Annotated in this window: 15 protein-coding genes; 8 read left to right on the forward strand and 7 right to left on the reverse strand. The window is 64.6% G+C overall.

Features of this window, described 5'->3' with window-relative positions; translation table 11 throughout:
* Positions 1–36 precede the first annotated feature (36 nt).
* The 4 genes from NLM32_RS33235 to NLM32_RS33250 all read right to left on the reverse strand — a co-directional run bounded on the left by NLM32_RS33235 (position 37) and on the right by NLM32_RS33250 (position 6,191).
* The gene (locus NLM32_RS33235) at positions 37–1,500 is read right to left on the reverse strand and encodes a GH1 family beta-glucosidase (RefSeq protein WP_254132928.1); all 1,464 of its coding nucleotides are present in this window, start codon (positions 1,498–1,500) and stop codon (positions 37–39) included.
* 145 nt (positions 1,501–1,645) lie between these two features.
* On the reverse strand, positions 1,646–2,053 hold the full coding sequence (locus tag NLM32_RS33240) for a hypothetical protein (RefSeq protein ID WP_254132929.1): 408 nt from the start codon (positions 2,051–2,053) through the stop codon (positions 1,646–1,648).
* Between the two features lie 141 nt (positions 2,054–2,194).
* On the reverse strand, positions 2,195–4,663 hold the full coding sequence (locus NLM32_RS33245; protein WP_254132930.1) for a TonB-dependent receptor: 2,469 nt from the start codon (positions 4,661–4,663) through the stop codon (positions 2,195–2,197).
* A 169-nt stretch (positions 4,664–4,832) separates the two neighbouring features.
* Positions 4,833–6,191, reverse strand: a complete 1,359-nt coding sequence (locus NLM32_RS33250) for a histidine kinase (RefSeq protein ID WP_254132931.1) — start codon at positions 6,189–6,191, stop codon at positions 4,833–4,835.
* A gap of 193 nt (positions 6,192–6,384) precedes the next feature.
* Here NLM32_RS33250 and NLM32_RS33255 point away from each other — a divergent pair, with 193 nt between their 5' ends.
* Both NLM32_RS33255 and fghA read left to right on the forward strand, forming a co-directional pair.
* Positions 6,385–7,005, forward strand: a complete 621-nt coding sequence (locus NLM32_RS33255) for a response regulator transcription factor (RefSeq protein WP_254132932.1) — start codon at positions 6,385–6,387, stop codon at positions 7,003–7,005.
* Between the two features lie 82 nt (positions 7,006–7,087).
* On the forward strand, positions 7,088–7,933 hold the full coding sequence (fghA, locus tag NLM32_RS33260) for an S-formylglutathione hydrolase (RefSeq protein WP_254132933.1): 846 nt from the start codon (positions 7,088–7,090) through the stop codon (positions 7,931–7,933).
* Positions 7,934–7,944: 11 nt separating this feature from the next.
* On the opposite strand, the gene NLM32_RS33265 is transcribed toward fghA, so the two are convergent.
* The gene (locus NLM32_RS33265; protein WP_254132934.1) at positions 7,945–8,448 is read right to left on the reverse strand and encodes a DUF3280 domain-containing protein; all 504 of its coding nucleotides are present in this window, start codon (positions 8,446–8,448) and stop codon (positions 7,945–7,947) included.
* 127 nt (positions 8,449–8,575) lie between these two features.
* On the opposite strand from NLM32_RS33265, the gene NLM32_RS33270 reads away from it, so the two are divergent.
* The 6 genes from NLM32_RS33270 (at position 8,576) to NLM32_RS33295 (ending at position 13,429) form a co-directional block, all read left to right on the forward strand.
* Positions 8,576–9,757, forward strand: coding sequence for an ABC transporter substrate-binding protein (locus NLM32_RS33270; RefSeq protein WP_254132935.1), 1,182 nt, complete (start codon positions 8,576–8,578; stop codon positions 9,755–9,757).
* Complete coding sequence (locus NLM32_RS33275; protein ID WP_254132936.1) at positions 9,742–10,725, forward strand: YVTN family beta-propeller repeat protein; 984 nt, start codon at positions 9,742–9,744, stop codon at positions 10,723–10,725. Before NLM32_RS33270 ends, NLM32_RS33275 begins: the two co-directional genes overlap by 16 nt.
* Complete coding sequence (locus NLM32_RS33280) at positions 10,722–11,528, forward strand: ABC transporter ATP-binding protein (RefSeq protein ID WP_254132937.1); 807 nt, start codon at positions 10,722–10,724, stop codon at positions 11,526–11,528. Before NLM32_RS33275 ends, NLM32_RS33280 begins: the two co-directional genes overlap by 4 nt.
* On the forward strand, positions 11,525–12,373 hold the full coding sequence (locus NLM32_RS33285; protein ID WP_254132938.1) for an ABC transporter permease: 849 nt from the start codon (positions 11,525–11,527) through the stop codon (positions 12,371–12,373). The genes NLM32_RS33280 and NLM32_RS33285 overlap by 4 nt, the downstream gene beginning before the upstream one ends.
* Before the next feature lie 29 nt (positions 12,374–12,402).
* Positions 12,403–12,996 carry a hypothetical protein gene (locus NLM32_RS33290; protein ID WP_375143596.1) on the forward strand — a complete coding sequence of 198 codons (594 nt, stop codon included), beginning with the start codon at positions 12,403–12,405 and terminating at the stop codon, positions 12,994–12,996.
* Between the two features lie 133 nt (positions 12,997–13,129).
* The gene (locus tag NLM32_RS33295) at positions 13,130–13,429 is read left to right on the forward strand and encodes a copper-binding protein (protein WP_254132940.1); all 300 of its coding nucleotides are present in this window, start codon (positions 13,130–13,132) and stop codon (positions 13,427–13,429) included.
* Positions 13,430–13,604: 175 nt separating this feature from the next.
* On the opposite strand, the gene NLM32_RS33300 is transcribed toward NLM32_RS33295, so the two are convergent.
* Entirely contained in the window at positions 13,605–14,162 is a 558-nt protein-coding gene (locus tag NLM32_RS33300; RefSeq protein WP_254132941.1) for a PQQ-dependent catabolism-associated CXXCW motif protein, read from the reverse strand.
* Positions 14,159–15,037, reverse strand: a complete 879-nt coding sequence (locus tag NLM32_RS33305) for a substrate-binding domain-containing protein (RefSeq protein ID WP_375143597.1) — start codon at positions 15,035–15,037, stop codon at positions 14,159–14,161. The genes NLM32_RS33300 and NLM32_RS33305 overlap by 4 nt, the downstream gene beginning before the upstream one ends.
* Between the last annotated feature and the right edge of the window lie 44 nt (positions 15,038–15,081).

Genomic DNA, 15,081 nt, shown 5'->3' on the forward strand with positions numbered 1-15,081 from the left:
ATCAACGAACCGGTCGACGTCAATGCAGGAAAAAGATCACGCCCCCGCCGCGTTGTTTGCGATCACGTTGCGGTAAAAGCTCGCGCTGAGCTTTGGCGTGCGCACCTGGGTGTCGAAATTGACGTGATAGAGCCCGAAGCGCTTGTTGAGCCCAAACACCCATTCGAAATTGTCCATCAGGCTCCAGAGGAAGTAGCCGCGCACCGGCACGCCCTCGGTGGCGGCGCGCTGGAGCTGGGCGAGATAATTGCGCAGATACATGATGCGGTCGGTATCGTAGATCTTGCCGTCCTGCATCACCTGATCGTCGCCGGACGTACCATTCTCGCTGATATAGATCGCATCCGTCTTCCAGATATTCGCAGCCAGCTTCGGCACCCAGTAGATCGTCTCGGGGCCGACGCGCAGCCAGTTCGAATTCATGTGCGGAAAGTCTTTCGGGACTGGCAGCGGCATGAAGCCGGCCCCCTGGTCGGAGGCGACGATGTAGTGCTGCGGCGCGTAGATGTTGAGGCCGAGGAAGTCGACCGGCGACGAGATGATCTTCAGCTCGGCGTCGGTGTATTTCGGTGCATCGGCCCCGGCGTAATTGAGGAACGCCTCGGTGTATCGGCCCGTCATGATGACGTTGAGATAACCGGCGTTCAGCTCCCGCAACGCAATCTCGGCGGCACGGACGTTCGCGGGCGTATCGATCGCCGGAATACAGGCATCGATGTTTTCGGCCGGCCCGACGCGCGTGCCGCGGCGACCGTGAGCGCGCACCGCCTGCACGGCGAGCCCATGCGCGAGCGCGCTGTTGTGCCGGATCTGGTTCACTTCGGCCTGCGGCAGGGTCAGGCCCGGCGCATCGATGCCGACGCCGTAACCAAAATAGACGAAGCGGCCGCTCTCGTTGAGCGTGAAGACATTCTTGACGCGATCGGTCAGGTGCTCGGCGACATAGGCGGCGTAATCGCCAAAGATCTTGCAGGTCTCGGTCGAACGCCAGCCGCCAAACCGGTCCTGCAGCGATTGCGGCAAATCCCAGTGATAGAGCGTCAGCCACGGCTCGATGCCGTTCTTCAGGAGTTCGTCGACCAGGCGATTGTAGAAGTCGAGCCCTTTCGGGTTCGGCTTGCCGTCTCCGTCGGGAAACACCCGCGGCCAGGCCACCGAGAAGCGATAGGCCTTGCAGCCGAGCTCCTTGATGAGCGCGATATCGTCCTTGTAGCGGTGATAATGCTCGTTGGCGCGGTCGCCGGTGGTGCCGTCCTCGATCTTGCCGGGGAGGCGGACGAACTTGTCCCAGATCGAGGCCCCTCGCCCGTCCTCCTCGACCGCACCCTCGACCTGATAGGACGAGGTCGCCGTGCCCCAGAGGAAATTCTGCGGAAAGCCGCCGGCGCTGCGCGACACCACTGCGGACATGGCGTCGGCACGTTCCAGCGGAGCGGTCATGCCGGCTGCGGACAACCCCGCGATTTTCGCGAACTGGCGACGCGAGACCTTGTCCGACATTGATGCTGTGCCCCGAATTGATTGATGCGGCGGCACAATGACGGGGCGCAGGCGGTTTGAAAAGCGCCGGAACCGAAGTTTGAGGATGCAGAATTGCGCGGCCCAGGGGCGCGACATGTCGATGCAGGCGGCGGATTCGCCGCGATCAGCGCGAGCGTTTCGGCAGCTTTGGCAACCTGTCGGGATTGAACGCCGGGACCTGCCCGGCTCGCTCGGGGGCTGCCGCCGGCTGCTCCGTCAGGATGAGCGTTCCCTGGAGAACGACGCCTCCTGCCTGCCCGGCCGTCGCCGTGTAGGTCGCGATCTTGTCGGGGCACGTGCCCTTGATGTCCAGCGTCAGCTCATCATAGACGCCGAAGACGGTGACACGTCCTTCGGTATGACGCTTCGTCGACACGGTCGCGGTGAAGCGATCGCCATCGAGCTCCAGGGAACCGTGATACGTCATCAGGCTGTCGCGGCCCCAGATCTGGCCATCCGCGACATGGACGATGCCGGTGCCCTGGTCGAGCGGCGTCTTGTACCACGCTGCGTAGGTGCCGTCCTTCAGCATGGGAGCAGTCTCCCTTGGTCTATCCGTGCCAATCATCCGCACGGTCAGCACTAAGGAACGGTTAATCGCGCGGCCCGTGTCATTCCGGGCTCCAACGAACGAGACGCGGCGTTGGGCGGGCAGAAGCTTCCCCAACCCGCCTCAGAACGTCACCCGAGCTCCCGCGTAGAACGCGCGCGGCCGCGCCGGGCTCAGCGAACGGGGATCATTGAAATTGTTGCCGCCATTCGCAAAGTTCGGCAGCGCGGTGGTATCGAAGAAGGTGCCGTAGGTCGAGTAGCGGTTGTCAAAGACGTTGTCGACCTTGCCGTAGATCTGGAAGTTCTTGGTGATCTGGTAGGACGTGTGCAGGTTGAACACGGCGTAGCTCGGCAGCTTGGTCTCGAGATTGGCTTCGTCGCCGACATAATACTGGCTCGAGACCCAGAGTGCGTCGCCGCCGATTTTCCAGGCATCGGTGAGGGCGTATTCGATACCGGCCTTGATGCGATGGCGCGGGATGGCCGGAATCTGGTTGCCGGGCACAATCGATATGATGCCGCCGTTGGCGACGGCTGTCGGACTGTTGGAGGCGACGTCGAGTGCATCGAGGAAGCGGGCGTCGACGAAGGCATAGCTCGCGTGGAACTGAACCTCGTTGGACTTGAGGCTGATCTCGGCCTCCAGGCCCTGCCGGCGCGTCGAGCCGACGTTCTGGAAGAAGCCGAAGCCCTGCAGCCCCGCGATCGGCAGCGCCAGGATGTCATCGTAGTTGGTCGCGCGGAATCCGCCGATCTTCCAGCCGAGCTGGCCGATGGTCAGATCCTTGGTGCCGCGGAAACCGGCTTCGACGGTCTTGGACACCACCTGCTTCAGATCGGGATCGGAGACGAGAAACGCAGCGATCAGGCAGGGATTGTTCGGATCGGCGCAGCCGAGTTCGAGCGGCGTCGGCACGCGGTTGGCTTCCGAATAGCCGGCATAGGCGGTCAGCTCCGGCGTGATCTTGTAGGTGCCGCCGATCACCGGATTGAAACGGTTGTAGGTGTGGTCGCCGTTCAGGGCGGTGCCGAGCTGATCCTCCAGCGTGACACGGGCGGCATTGAAGCGGCCGCCGCCGGTGATCGCGAAGGCGTCCGTCACGTTGAACGTGTCGAGCGCGTAGAGACCCTGATACTGGTTGACGGTACGCAGCGACACCGGACCGATCGAGGTCGGGTTGCCCGACTGTCCCAGAAAGATGCCGTTGCCTGTGACGACGTAGTTCTCGCCGATCGTCCCGAGCTCGGAGCTCGCGTCGAAATGGGTCACGCTGGCGTCGTAGCTCGCGCCGAGCACGAGACGGTTCTCGTGCCCGAACAGCCTGTCGCTGTTGGTCGCCTGGCCGGAGATGCCGAACGAGGTCGAACGCGTCGTGGTGCGATCGATCTCGCCGAGCACCGCTCCGGTCGCGAAGGGATTGGCGAGCTGGACGCCGTTCAGGCCGAAGGCGGGTGTGGAGTCGTCGCCGAAGCACAGCGTTGTCGGATCGGCGCCGCAGGGTTGAGCGTCGGTCGGGTTGCCGTCCTGGGTCTTCTGGTTGAAGCCGCGCACATGCGCCGTGCCTTCGAAGGTCCAGGTCGGCGTCGCCTCGACCTTACCGGTTAAATTGACGTAGCCGACCTTGTTGGTGTTGGTCTGCGGCGTGGTGTACGTCGCGCCCCAATAGTTTTGGAGCAATTCAATCGGCACGGTGCTAGGGCCGGCCAGATGATTGTCGGCGACGCCCATGTTGACGTGGAATTCGTTGCCCTCGAAGCGGTAGCCGACGTCGCCGTAGAAACGACGAATGTCCGAGGATGAGAAATTGCGGAAGCCGTTGTCATGCGCGCCTTCCAGCGCGCCATAGACCGCCCAGTTGTTGTCGATCTTCTTGCCCCACTGCGCGGAGCCTTGGATGCGGCCGAACGAGCCGCCCATGACGTCGATCTCGGCGCCCTGATAGGTAAAGCCGTCCTTCATCAGCAGGTTGACGGCGCCGCCGAGCGCGTTGAGGCCGAAAGCGGGATTGTTGGTGACGATCGTCGCCGAGCGGATCGCCGCGGTCGGGATCGCGTCCCAGTTCACGGTGTCGGAGAACGCTTCGTTGATGCGCACGCCGTTCTGATAGACGGCAAGCCCCTGCGGCGTGCCGGCCAGCGGCGAGGCGACATAGCCGCGAAACTCGATGTTCGGCTGAAATGGGTTGCCGGTGACTTCAGTGAGATTGACGCCCGGGACATATTGCTGAAGCGCATCGCCGATGTTCAGCGAGCCCGTGCGCTTGATCTGGGACGGATCGACGGCGCTGACGCTCGCCGGGATCTTGTCGACATCGATGCTGCCGGAGGCACCAGGCGAGGTCGGGTAGACGTAGATCCTGGGTGCCGTGGGCTTGCCGACGCTCGCAGCCGTGCGCGCGACCGGCCGCGACGGCGCTCGCCGTGCGGCTGGCGGCGGCGCCACCACCTCCACCGCGGGCAGGTTCTGAACGTTGGTCTCCTCGTCCTGCGCCGCGCGCGCGCTCGTTCCGAAACAGAGTCCGGACACCAGCCCGGTCGAAACCGAGGCCATCAGCAGAATTCGCGTGTGTCCCAGCTTGCGCATTCCCATTGTCCCACCCGTAACCCTCGGCTGTTTTTCGCCGTTTGGTTACGACGAGTGTATTCGGCGGCGGCTCGGGCACCAGCCACAAAAGGTCGCGTACAATCCGCACCCGTTTTCCCGACGAAATCGGGAATTTTTCCCGATCGGGACTTTTCCCCGACTTGACCGGGCGCGATCAGGCCGCCGCGGTCGGAACCAGCGCCTCCACAGTGACGCCGCCCTCGCCGGATGCCACGTTGAGCGTGCCGCCCAGCGCCAGAATGCGCTCGCGCATGCCGACGAGGCCGAAGCCGAGTTTCTGGCCGGGCTCCATGCCGCGGCCGTTATCGCTGACCCGCACCCGGGCGCAGGAGCGGCCGTCGCGGCCCGGCTGCTCCGCCGGCTCGATCACCACATTGATCGCGGTCGCGCCGGCGTGGCGGAACGCGTTGGTGAGCGCCTCCTGCACCACGCGATAAATCGTCAGGTCCGCGGTCTCGCCCGTCACGCCCAGCGCCGGCGAGATCGTGGTTTCGATGGTCACCTCGGGATGGGATTCCCGCCACAGCCGCGACAGCGATTCCAGCGCCTTGCCGAGGCCGAGCTCGGCGAGGCCGACCGGCCTCAGGCGCTCCAGCACGCGACGGGTGAACTGCTGCAGCGCGTTGATCTGCTCAAGCAGCGCGCCGCCGTGTTTTCGCACGGCCTCCGCGCTCGGCGCGCGTCCATCGGCGAGCTTGGCCAGCGCGCTGGCATGCGCGCGCAGCGAGAACAGATACGGCCCGAACTCGTCGTGCAGTTCGCGCGCGATCTCCTTGCGCTCGACGTCCTGGAGCGACACCGCGCGCTCGGCAAGCCGCCGCTTGTCCTCGACCGCCTCGCCGAGCGTCGCCGCGAGATGATTGAGCTTGGTGCAGATCGCAGCGAGCTCGGGCGCGCCGCCGGGCGCCGCGCGCGCGTCGTAACGGCCATCCTCGAGTTCGCCCATCGTCTGCGTCAAGGATTGGAGCGGTGCGAGCGCCCTGCCGACCACATTCATCATCACCAGGAACAGCACCAGCGCGATGACCGAACCGACCTCGAGCTGCGTCACGATGGCGTCCCAGATCTCGGCGATCTCGTCATTGGGATGCGAGGTAATCACCAGCGAGCCGGGCTTGCCATGCACCGAGACCGGCACGCTGACGGCGGTCTGCTCGGGGTGAACCAGGCTGACGAACCAGGCGGGCGGCCCGGAGGTGTCGTCATCGGTCTCCGTGCGAGGCGGCGTCAGCGGGTTCCCGCCGGCGTCCCGGAGCGCAATGCTGACATGGCGGAGCCGATTGAGGTCACGCGCGATCTGGTTCAGCCTGGCATCGGGATCCGGCGCCTCGTTGAGATCGGCAACGATCATCTCGATGAATTCGCGCGCCAGCCGGATCACGCTCTGGTCCTCGGCCTGCACGCGGGGACCGGCTTCCGCGACCTGGCGGCCGATGTTGACGGCGAGCCCGAGCGCAAGCAGCAGCGCCAGCAGGAGGTTGATGCGCCCGCGCAAGGATAGATTTTGCCACATTGCTCTCGCCTGCCCCACGAAGGATCGCTCGCGCCCGTCCGATAGCGTTGACAGAGACGAAGCGCCCGATATCTAATCGGAAGCGTACAGCAATCCCGGCCGGGTTGCATGACCCGACATGAGGCGCACGTCTCGCCTCGTCCGGCATCATGCGGCACGAAAAAAGAGTCCGGTGCTGTCGCGGGGAACGCCTATGCGCATTCTGATCGTCGACGATCATCCCATTGTCGCCTCCGGCTGCCGCGCCGTGCTGGCCGACGAAGGCGAGATCGAGATTTTGGAGGCCGCCGACGCCGAGGACGGCGAATGCGTCTTCATCGTCGAGCGCCCCGACCTCTGCGTGATCGACATCAACCTGCCGACCGTCTCCGGCTTCGAGCTCGCGCGCCGCATCCTCGAGCGCGCGGCCGATGCCCGCATCATCATGTTCAGCATGAACGACGACCCGGCCTTCGCCGCGCGCGCGATCGAGTGCGGTGCCAAGGGCTATGTCTCCAAGACCGGCGATCCCGATGATCTCGTCGAGGCGATCCGCACCGTCGGCAGCGGCGGCACTTATCTGCCGAGCGCGATCGCGCGCAGCATCGCCTTCGCAGGGCCGACGCTGGCGCAAAGCCCGCTGTCGAAGCTGAACGCGCGCGAGATGGAGATTTTGCGGCTGCTCAGCGCTGGAAAGAGCCTGTCCGAGATCGCCTGGCTGGTACAATCGTCCTACAAGACTGTCGCCAACACCTCCTCGATCATGCGCCAGAAGCTCGGGGTGAAGACCTCGGTCGAGCTGGTGCGGCTGGCGATCGACAGCGGCGTGGCCTGACCCAGAGTTTGCGCGCGCCGCAAATTTCGGTCACACAAGCATTGCATTCTTGATGTGGTGAGATGCCACGGAGCACAATTGCATGACGATCCAGACTGTCTCGACCAACACTTCCTATGGCGGCGTGCAGGGCGTGTATCGCCATGCAAGCCAGGCGACCGGCACCGACATGGTGTTCTCGGTCTATGTTCCGCCGCATGCCGACGGCGCCAAGCTGCCCGTGGTCTGGTATCTCTCCGGCCTCACCTGCACCCATGCCAACGTCACCGAGAAGGGCGAATTCCGCAAAGCCTGCGCCGAGCTCGGCCTGATCTTCGTCGCCCCCGACACCTCACCACGCGGGCCCGACGTGCCGGGCGATGCCAACAACGCCTATGATTTCGGCTTGGGCGCCGGCTTCTATGTCGACGCCACGGAAGCGCCGTTCGCGCGCAATTATCGCATGTGGAGCTATGTCACCGACGAGCTGCCCAAATTGGTATCGGGAAATTTTCCCGTCGATGCCAAGCGGCAGTCGATCATGGGTCATTCCATGGGCGGCCATGGCGCGCTGACCGTGGCGCTGCGCAACCCGCACCGCTATCGCGCCGCCAGTGCCTTCGCCCCGATCGTGGCGCCGTCGCAGGTGCCGTGGGGCATCAAGGCGCTCACAGGCTATCTCGGGCCGAACAAGGAGGCCTGGCGCAGCCACGACACGGTGGCGCTGATCGAGGACGGCGCGAAATATTCAGGCTTCCTGGTCGACGTCGGCGAGGCCGATAATTTCCTGAAAGAGCAGCTCAAGCCGGAGCTGCTGCAGGCGGCCTGCAACAAGGCCAACATCCCGCTGACGCTGCGGCGCCAGCCGGGCTATGACCACAGCTATTATTTCATCTCGACGTTCATGACCGACCATCTGCACTGGCACGCGGAGCGACTGAAGGGGTGAGTTCTCTCACCCTACTCCGGCTTGCCGTAGTTCGGCGCCAGCAGGCGGTTGCGGATCAGATAGCTCATCGTGCGCGACCAGGATTCGTCGGTGTTGCCGCGCATGTCGGCGCTGGCGGCCGTGATCATCTTGCCGGTCTTCACGTCGCGCAGATAGATGTTGAGGTTGATGATCAGGTTCGAAACCTTCTGCACCATGCCGGTGATCTCGAGGTCGGCACCCAACTGACCGGCCAGCTTGAGGTCGCAGTCACCGCAGGCCTGCAGATTGGCGTGATGCGCGGCATCCCTGATCGGCGCGATATCGAGCAGCTGGAACCGGCCTGACTCAGCCAGTTCCTTGCGCAGCTGGTCGCTGATATGCGCGAGCCGCGCCTCTTCCGGCCTGGAGCCGTAGAACTCGCCGGGCAGGCTGGTGTCGATCAGCTCGAAATCGAACACGGCGAGCTTCGGCGGATCGGCGGCTGCCTGCGATCCCATCAGCAGCAAAGCCGCGAAACATATCAGCGCTCGCATGATCGTGATTCCGCCCGTGGTGTCGCGACGACCAAATGCGGGGTTGCAAGCCCGGCCAAATCGGTCATGCTTCAAGAGAGACAATTCTTCACCGACGGTCAAGCCGGGGAGAACGTCAGGAGGAAGCATGATCCGATGGTTGCTCGGCCCGATCGGCCTGTGTCTGGCAGCGATGCAAGCGCTCGCGGCCGACCCGGTCACGATCGGCGTCGGCTATCTCGGCGTCGCCGGCACCAGATCGACGCTCTCGCTGGTCGAGCAGCCCGCGGACAATGACGGCGTCGCCGGCGCGAAGCTCGCGATCGAGGACAACAACACCACCGGGAAATTCCTCAACCAGCGCTTCACGCTGGAAGAGCGCCGCATCAAGGAAGGCGAGGACGTGGTCCAGGCCGCGACCGCGCTTGCCGAGCACAACGGCTTTGTCATCACCGACCTGCCGGCCGATGCGCTGTTGAAGGTCGCCGACGCCCTGCGCGACCGCGGCACGCTGCTGTTCAACGCCGGCGCGATCGACGAGCGGCTACGCGAGGCCGATTGCCGCGCCAACGTGATCCACAGCGCGCCCACGCGCTCGATGCTGGCCGATGCGCTCGGCCAGTATCTGGTGTGGAAGCGATGGCCGCGCTGGCTGCTGGTGGTCGGCTCGCATGACGAGGATAAGCTCTACGCCGATGCGCTCCGTCGGGCCGCCACGCGGTTCGGCGCCAAGATCGTGCAGGAGCGCACCTTCGAAGACACCGGCGGCGCGCGCCGCACGGACTCTGGCGTGACGCTGATCCAGCGGCAGATGCCGGTGTTCACGCAACAGGCGCCCGCCTACGACGTGCTGGTCGCCGCCGACGAGAGCGAGGTGTTCGCGGCCTATCTGCCCTACCGCACCTGGGATCCCCGCCCCGTCGCGGGCTCGGCCGGCCTGGTGCCACGCAGCTGGGACGCCGCGCAGGACCAGTGGGGCGCGACGCAGATGCAGAACCGCTTCATGAAGCTGAACTCACGTCGCATGACCGCGCTCGACATGCAGGCCTGGACAGCCGTGCGCATGATCGGCGAGGCCACCTCGCGCACCAATTCGGGCGACGTCAAGAAGGTCACCGATTTCATCAAGGGACCGGACTTCTCCGTCGCCGCCTTCAAGGGCACCAAGCTGACGCTGCGCGACTGGAATCTCCAGCTCCGCCAGCCGATCCTGCTGGTCGACGGCCGCATGGTGGTATCGGTGTCGCCGCAAGAAGGGTTTCTGCACCAGGTCTCCGAGCTCGACACGCTCGGCTACGATCGTCCGGAGAGCAAATGCAAGCTGAAATGAGGACACGGATGTTGCGCGTGGGACTGCTGTCCGGACTGGTGCTGGCGGCAGCGCCCGCGCATGCCTTCGTCGCCTATGTCTCGAACGAGAAGAGCAACACGGTGTCGGTGATCGACACCGACAGCTGGACGGTGACCAAGACCATCAAGGTCGGCCAGCGTCCGCGCGGCATCGAGTTCACCCGCGACGGCAAGTTCGTGATGGTCGCGGTCGGCGACGACGATACCATCCAGGTGATCGATGCCAAGACGCAAGCCATTGTCGACACCCTGCCCTCCGGACCCGACCCCGAATTGTTCACCCAGGACGCCGCCGGCAAGACACTCTATGTCGCCAATGAGAACGACAATACGGTCACCGTGATCGATCTGGAGAAGCGCACACGCCTCGGCGATATCCAGGTCGGCGTCGAGCCCGAAGGCATGACCATCAGCCCCGACGGCAAGACTTTGATCAACACGTCTGAGACGACCAACATGGCGCATTTCATCGACACGTCGTCGCGCCAGATCGTGGCCAACGTGCTGGTGGATGCGCGGCCGCGCTTTGCCGAGTTCAAACACGACTCGTCCGAATTGTGGGTGTCGTCCGAGATCGGCGGCACCGTGTCGATCGTCGATCCCCAAAAGCACGAGGTGATCGGCAAGGTCAATTTCGAGATTCCGGGCTTGAGGAAGGAGGCGATCCAGCCGGTCGGCATCGGCATGACCAAGGACGACAAGATCGCCTTCGTCGCGCTCGGCCCCGCCAACCGTATAGCCGTGGTCGATGTCGCCACGCGCAAGGTGACGAAATATCTGCTGGTCGGCCAGCGCGTCTGGCACATGGCGTTCACGCCGGACGAAAAATATCTGCTCACCACCAATGGCGTGTCGAACGACGTTTCCGTCATCGACGTTGCCGCGCAAAAGGTGATCAAGACCATTCAGGTGGGCGAACTGCCCTGGGGCATCACGATCGCGCCATGACCAGCCCCGCTCCCATCGCCGAACCTCGCGAGACACCACGGCCCGATCCCACCACGGTGCCGGCGCTGTCGATCGACGGCGTCAGCCATTCCTACGGCCCGCGCCGGGCGCTGATGGACGTGTCCTTCAACGTGCAGCCGGCGAGCTTCACCGCCCTGCTCGGCCTCAACGGCGCCGGCAAGAGCACGCTGTTCTCGCTGATCACGCGGCTGTTCGGTATCCAGACCGGCCGCGTCGGCATTTTCGGCCATGACGTCAGCCGTTCACCCGGCGAGGCGCTGCGGTTGCTCGGCGTCGTGTTCCAGCCGCGCACGCTCGATCTCGATCTATCGCTGACACAGAACCTGCTCTATCACGCCGCGCTCCACGGCATCAGCCGTCGCGAGGCGGCCGCGCGCAGCGCCGAGCTGCTCGCGCGCATTGGCCTCTCCGACCGCGCCGGCAGCAAGGTGCGCGATCTCTCCGGCGGGCAGATGCGTCGGCTGGAGATCGCACGCGCACTCCTGCACCGGCCGCGGCTGTTGCTGCTGGACGAGCCGACCGTCGGGCTCGACGTCAAGGCGCGCGCCGACATCATCAGCCATGTCCGCCAGCTCGTCACCGAGCAAGGCATCGGCGTGCTCTGGGCCACCCATCTGTTCGACGAGATCATGGCCGGCGACGACCTCGTGGTGCTGCACCAGGGCAAGGTGCTGGCGCAGGGGCCGATGAGCCGCGTCATCACCGAGGCCGGCGCGCAGGACGTCAACACCGCCTTCATGCGCCTGACCGGTGCGCAAGTGATGCCGGGAGGCGGCGCATGAGCAGCATCACCACGCGCGACGCGCCGCGCGGCTTCTCGGCCGGCGAGTACATGACCTGCCTGACCGGCATCGTCTGGCGCGAGGGCCTGCGCTTCCTGCATCAGCGCGAGCGTTTCGTCTCGGCGCTGGTGCGGCCCCTGGTGTGGCTGTTCATCTTCGCCGCCGGCTTCCGCCAGGTGCTCGGCATCTCCATCATCCCGCCTTACGAGACCTACATCCTCTACGAGGTCTTCATCGCGCCGGGGCTGATGGCGATGATCCAGCTGTTCAACGGCATGCAGTCCTCGCTCTCGATGGTCTATGACCGCGAGATGGGCAATATGCGTACGCTGCTGGTGAGCCCGCTGCCGCGCGGCTTCCTGCTGTTCTGCAAGCTTCTCGCCGGCACCGCGGTGTCGCTGCTCCAGGTCTATGCCTTCCTGATCATTGCCTGGTTCTGGGACATCACGCCTCCCCCGATCGGCTATCTCACCGTGTTGCCGGCGCTGATCCTGTCCGGGCTGATGCTCGGCTCGCTCGGCATGCTGATCTCCTCCGGCATCAAGCAGCTCGAGAACTTTGCCGGTGTCATGAACTTCGTGATCTTCCCGATGTTCTTTGCCTCCTCCGCGCTCTACCCGCTCTGGCGGGTGCAGGAGGGCAGCCCCTATCTCTACTACGTCTGCCAGGCCAATCCGTTCACCCATGCGGTCGAGCTGATCCGGTTTGCGCTGTATGGGCAGATCAACTGGATCTCGCTCGCCGTGGTCGCCGGCTGTACAATCGTCTTCATGATCGCCGCGATCTATGCCTATGATCCCTCGCGCGGGCTGGCACGGCGCGGGCCCGCGGGAGGCGAAGGATGACGGTTCGAACACTCGCTCGGACACTTGCCATGGCAGCGCTTGCGTTTGCGGTCTCGACCGCCGCCGCGCGCGCAGCCGATCCGCGCTATCCCGACTGGCCCTGTTCGCAGGCCAAGGTGCCCGAGATCTCGCTTGCGGCGGTCTGGGCCGGTCCTGCGCTCGACGACGCCGCGAGCAAGTGGAAGGACGACAGCAAGGTCAGCGCCCTGGTCTCGAAGCTTGCGGCGCGCAAGACGCCGCTGGATGAAGCCGAAAAGTCGGTGAAGGAATTCTTGAGCGGCTCCGCGGCCGACAAGACCGCCAACGCAAAACTGCTGTTCGCCGGCCTGTTCGACACGCTGAACGCCCAGCGTTCCCAGGTCATGAGCGGGCTCGAACGCGTCAGCCGCAAGCAGCGCGAGGCCGCCGACAAGATCCGCGACGAGACCATCCAGCTCCAGGCGCTGCAGGACGCGACGCCGCGCGACGACACCAAGGTCGACGCGATGAGCAACCAGCTGATCTGGGAAACCCGCATTTTCGAGGATCGCCGCAAGGTGGTGCGCTTCGTCTGCGAGGTTCCGACCACGATCGACCAGCGCCTGTTCGCGCTCGGCCGCGTTATCCAGCAGGAAATGGAATAGCGTCAGTCCCTCTGACGGCTTTGATAAAAGTTCCCGCGATATCAACGCGATCATTCATGTTTGCCGCGCTATCTGCCGGAACCAAATCGTTCTAGGATGGCTTGTCCTGTGAATCCAGTAACGGGAGGCCTCGATGGGAACAGCAAAATTCATCCTCGCAGGTGCTGCAGCCATCACCGTGCTCGCATCCCCCGCCTTTGCTGACGACATGACCGGAATGGTCACCAGCATCAATCGGCTCAACAACACGATCTCGATCCAGCAGATGCAGAAGGGCACGGTCGGCGGCAGCGCCGGCGGCGCGGGCGCGCTCCAGCAGTACAAGGCCAAGGACGCCGCGATGCTGGATTCCGTCCATGCCGGCGATCGGGTGACATACACCGCGACGGACAGCGACGGCACGGGCACGCTGACGAAGCTGCAGAAGCAGTAGAGATGGGTTCTCACCTCTCCCCGCTTGCGGGGAGAGGTCGGATCGCACTTGCGATCCGGGTGAGGGGGTACAGGTCTCACGACGATGTCGCGCGTGGAGAGAGGCCCCTCACCCCAACCCTCTCCCCGTAAGAACGGGGCGAGGGAGCGCACCTGCGCTCGCTGACGCCCTTCATTCACTGCTCCGGCCGCGGCTCCGGCTGTGCCTCCTCCGTCGGCAACTTCGCATGCTCCCAGCCGTCGGTACCATCAGGGTACCAGGCGACGTTGGCATAGCCGTAAGCGAGCGCGCGCTTGGCGGCGTTCCAGGACATCCAGCAATCGGCGAGGCAATAGATCACGAGCAGCGCGGCCTTGTCTCCGTGCGAGGCTTGCGCAAGACCGCGCTGAAGATAATTGTCCATCGCCGACGGCAGCGCGCCGTAGCCCGTGTCGGGCAGCCAGACGCTGCCGGGAATGTTTTTCCGCGGCGTATCCCGCCACACCGTGCCCGCAGGCAGGTTCTTCGGCTTCGGCGCGCGCGGCAGCACGTCGATGAAGGCACCGCTCTTCGCGCGCCAGATCGCCTCGGTCTCCGCCGTCGTCAGCACGCGCGCGCCTTGCAGCGTCGCCGGCACCGGCGCGCGGTAATTGTCGGTGCGATAGCCCTCGGGCTCGAACGGCTCCTGCTGCTGCGCCAAAGCCGGCCCCGCCAGCATGGCGGCGACGAGCGCAGCGGCAAGAGGCCGCCTCATGGCGCCTTCTTGGCCGCCTCCACACCGAGCGGCTTGTCGTTTTCATCCAGCAACGGCACGCCGAAGTCGAGCAGGATCTTGTTGATCTCGCCCTGGTTCTCCTGAATCAGCTTGTTGAGCTGACGCTTCCAGTTCTGGTCGGCGGCGCGCACGCCCATACCGATGCGATAGACCAGTTTGGGGCCGGTGGTTTCCTTCACCAGCGGCGTCACGTGCATCGCGCCGACCTTCTTGGCGTAGTAGCCCGCCATCGGTCCCCACAACACGCCGGCGTCGATCTTGCCGGCAGCGAGATCGTCGATCATGGCCTGCGCCGAATTGTCGTAGCGCGTGTCGATCATCAACGGATAGGGTTTTGCGTCGCCCATCAGCCCTGCGATGGCCATGTTGGTCGCGGGCGGCGTGCCGGCGACGATGCCGACATGCTTGCCTTTCAACTTCGGGTCTTCGAGCGTGTCGACGTCTTCCAGACCGCTGCCCGCTTTCGCAACCAGCGCATACGACGTGCGATAATAGGGATTGGTGCCCTGCACGAGGTCGTCGCCTTGCGGGAAGCCCATGATGACATCGCAGCGATGCGCCCCCAGCGTCATGCGCACGAAGCCCGTGGCCTGCGGGAAGAAGACGTAGTCGAGCTTCTTCTGAAGCTTGTCCGCGAACAGCTCGGCGAGCTTGTTCTCGATGCCCTCGCCCTTCTCGTTGGAGAACGGCAGATTGCGCGGATCGGCGCAGACGCGCAGCACCTTGGGGTCGACCAGCTCGAACGAGAGGTCACCACTATCGGTCGTCTGCGCGCGAGCGATGTCGCCGATCGCACACGACACCGCCATCACACACAGTGAAATCAACCAGCGACGATGTCGTCCGGCCTCCATCGCGCTTCCTCCTCATTTCATTCGAATGCTATCCATGCAACGCA

Source organism: Bradyrhizobium sp. CCGUVB14 (genome assembly GCF_024199935.1).
GTDB lineage: Bacteria > Pseudomonadota > Alphaproteobacteria > Rhizobiales > Xanthobacteraceae > Bradyrhizobium.

Coding starts and splice junctions, on each gene's coding strand:
- NLM32_RS33255 (WP_254132932.1), top strand. CDS start 6,385: ATGCGCATTCTGATCGTCGACGATCATCCCATTGTCGCCTCCGGCTGC.
- NLM32_RS33295 (WP_254132940.1), top strand. CDS start 13,130: ATGGGAACAGCAAAATTCATCCTCGCAGGTGCTGCAGCCATCACCGTG.
- NLM32_RS33285 (WP_254132938.1), top strand. CDS start 11,525: ATGAGCAGCATCACCACGCGCGACGCGCCGCGCGGCTTCTCGGCCGGC.
- NLM32_RS33235 (WP_254132928.1), bottom strand. CDS start 1,500: ATGTCGGACAAGGTCTCGCGTCGCCAGTTCGCGAAAATCGCGGGGTTG.
- NLM32_RS33280 (WP_254132937.1), top strand. CDS start 10,722: ATGACCAGCCCCGCTCCCATCGCCGAACCTCGCGAGACACCACGGCCC.
- NLM32_RS33265 (WP_254132934.1), bottom strand. CDS start 8,448: ATGCGAGCGCTGATATGTTTCGCGGCTTTGCTGCTGATGGGATCGCAG.
- NLM32_RS33300 (WP_254132941.1), bottom strand. CDS start 14,162: ATGAGGCGGCCTCTTGCCGCTGCGCTCGTCGCCGCCATGCTGGCGGGG.
- NLM32_RS33305 (WP_375143597.1), bottom strand. CDS start 15,037: ATGGAGGCCGGACGACATCGTCGCTGGTTGATTTCACTGTGTGTGATG.
- NLM32_RS33270 (WP_254132935.1), top strand. CDS start 8,576: ATGATCCGATGGTTGCTCGGCCCGATCGGCCTGTGTCTGGCAGCGATG.
- NLM32_RS33245 (WP_254132930.1), bottom strand. CDS start 4,663: ATGGGAATGCGCAAGCTGGGACACACGCGAATTCTGCTGATGGCCTCG.
- NLM32_RS33250 (WP_254132931.1), bottom strand. CDS start 6,191: ATGTGGCAAAATCTATCCTTGCGCGGGCGCATCAACCTCCTGCTGGCG.
- NLM32_RS33290 (WP_375143596.1), top strand. CDS start 12,403: ATGGCAGCGCTTGCGTTTGCGGTCTCGACCGCCGCCGCGCGCGCAGCC.
- NLM32_RS33275 (WP_254132936.1), top strand. CDS start 9,742: ATGCAAGCTGAAATGAGGACACGGATGTTGCGCGTGGGACTGCTGTCC.
- NLM32_RS33240 (WP_254132929.1), bottom strand. CDS start 2,053: ATGCTGAAGGACGGCACCTACGCAGCGTGGTACAAGACGCCGCTCGAC.
- fghA (WP_254132933.1), top strand. CDS start 7,088: ATGACGATCCAGACTGTCTCGACCAACACTTCCTATGGCGGCGTGCAG.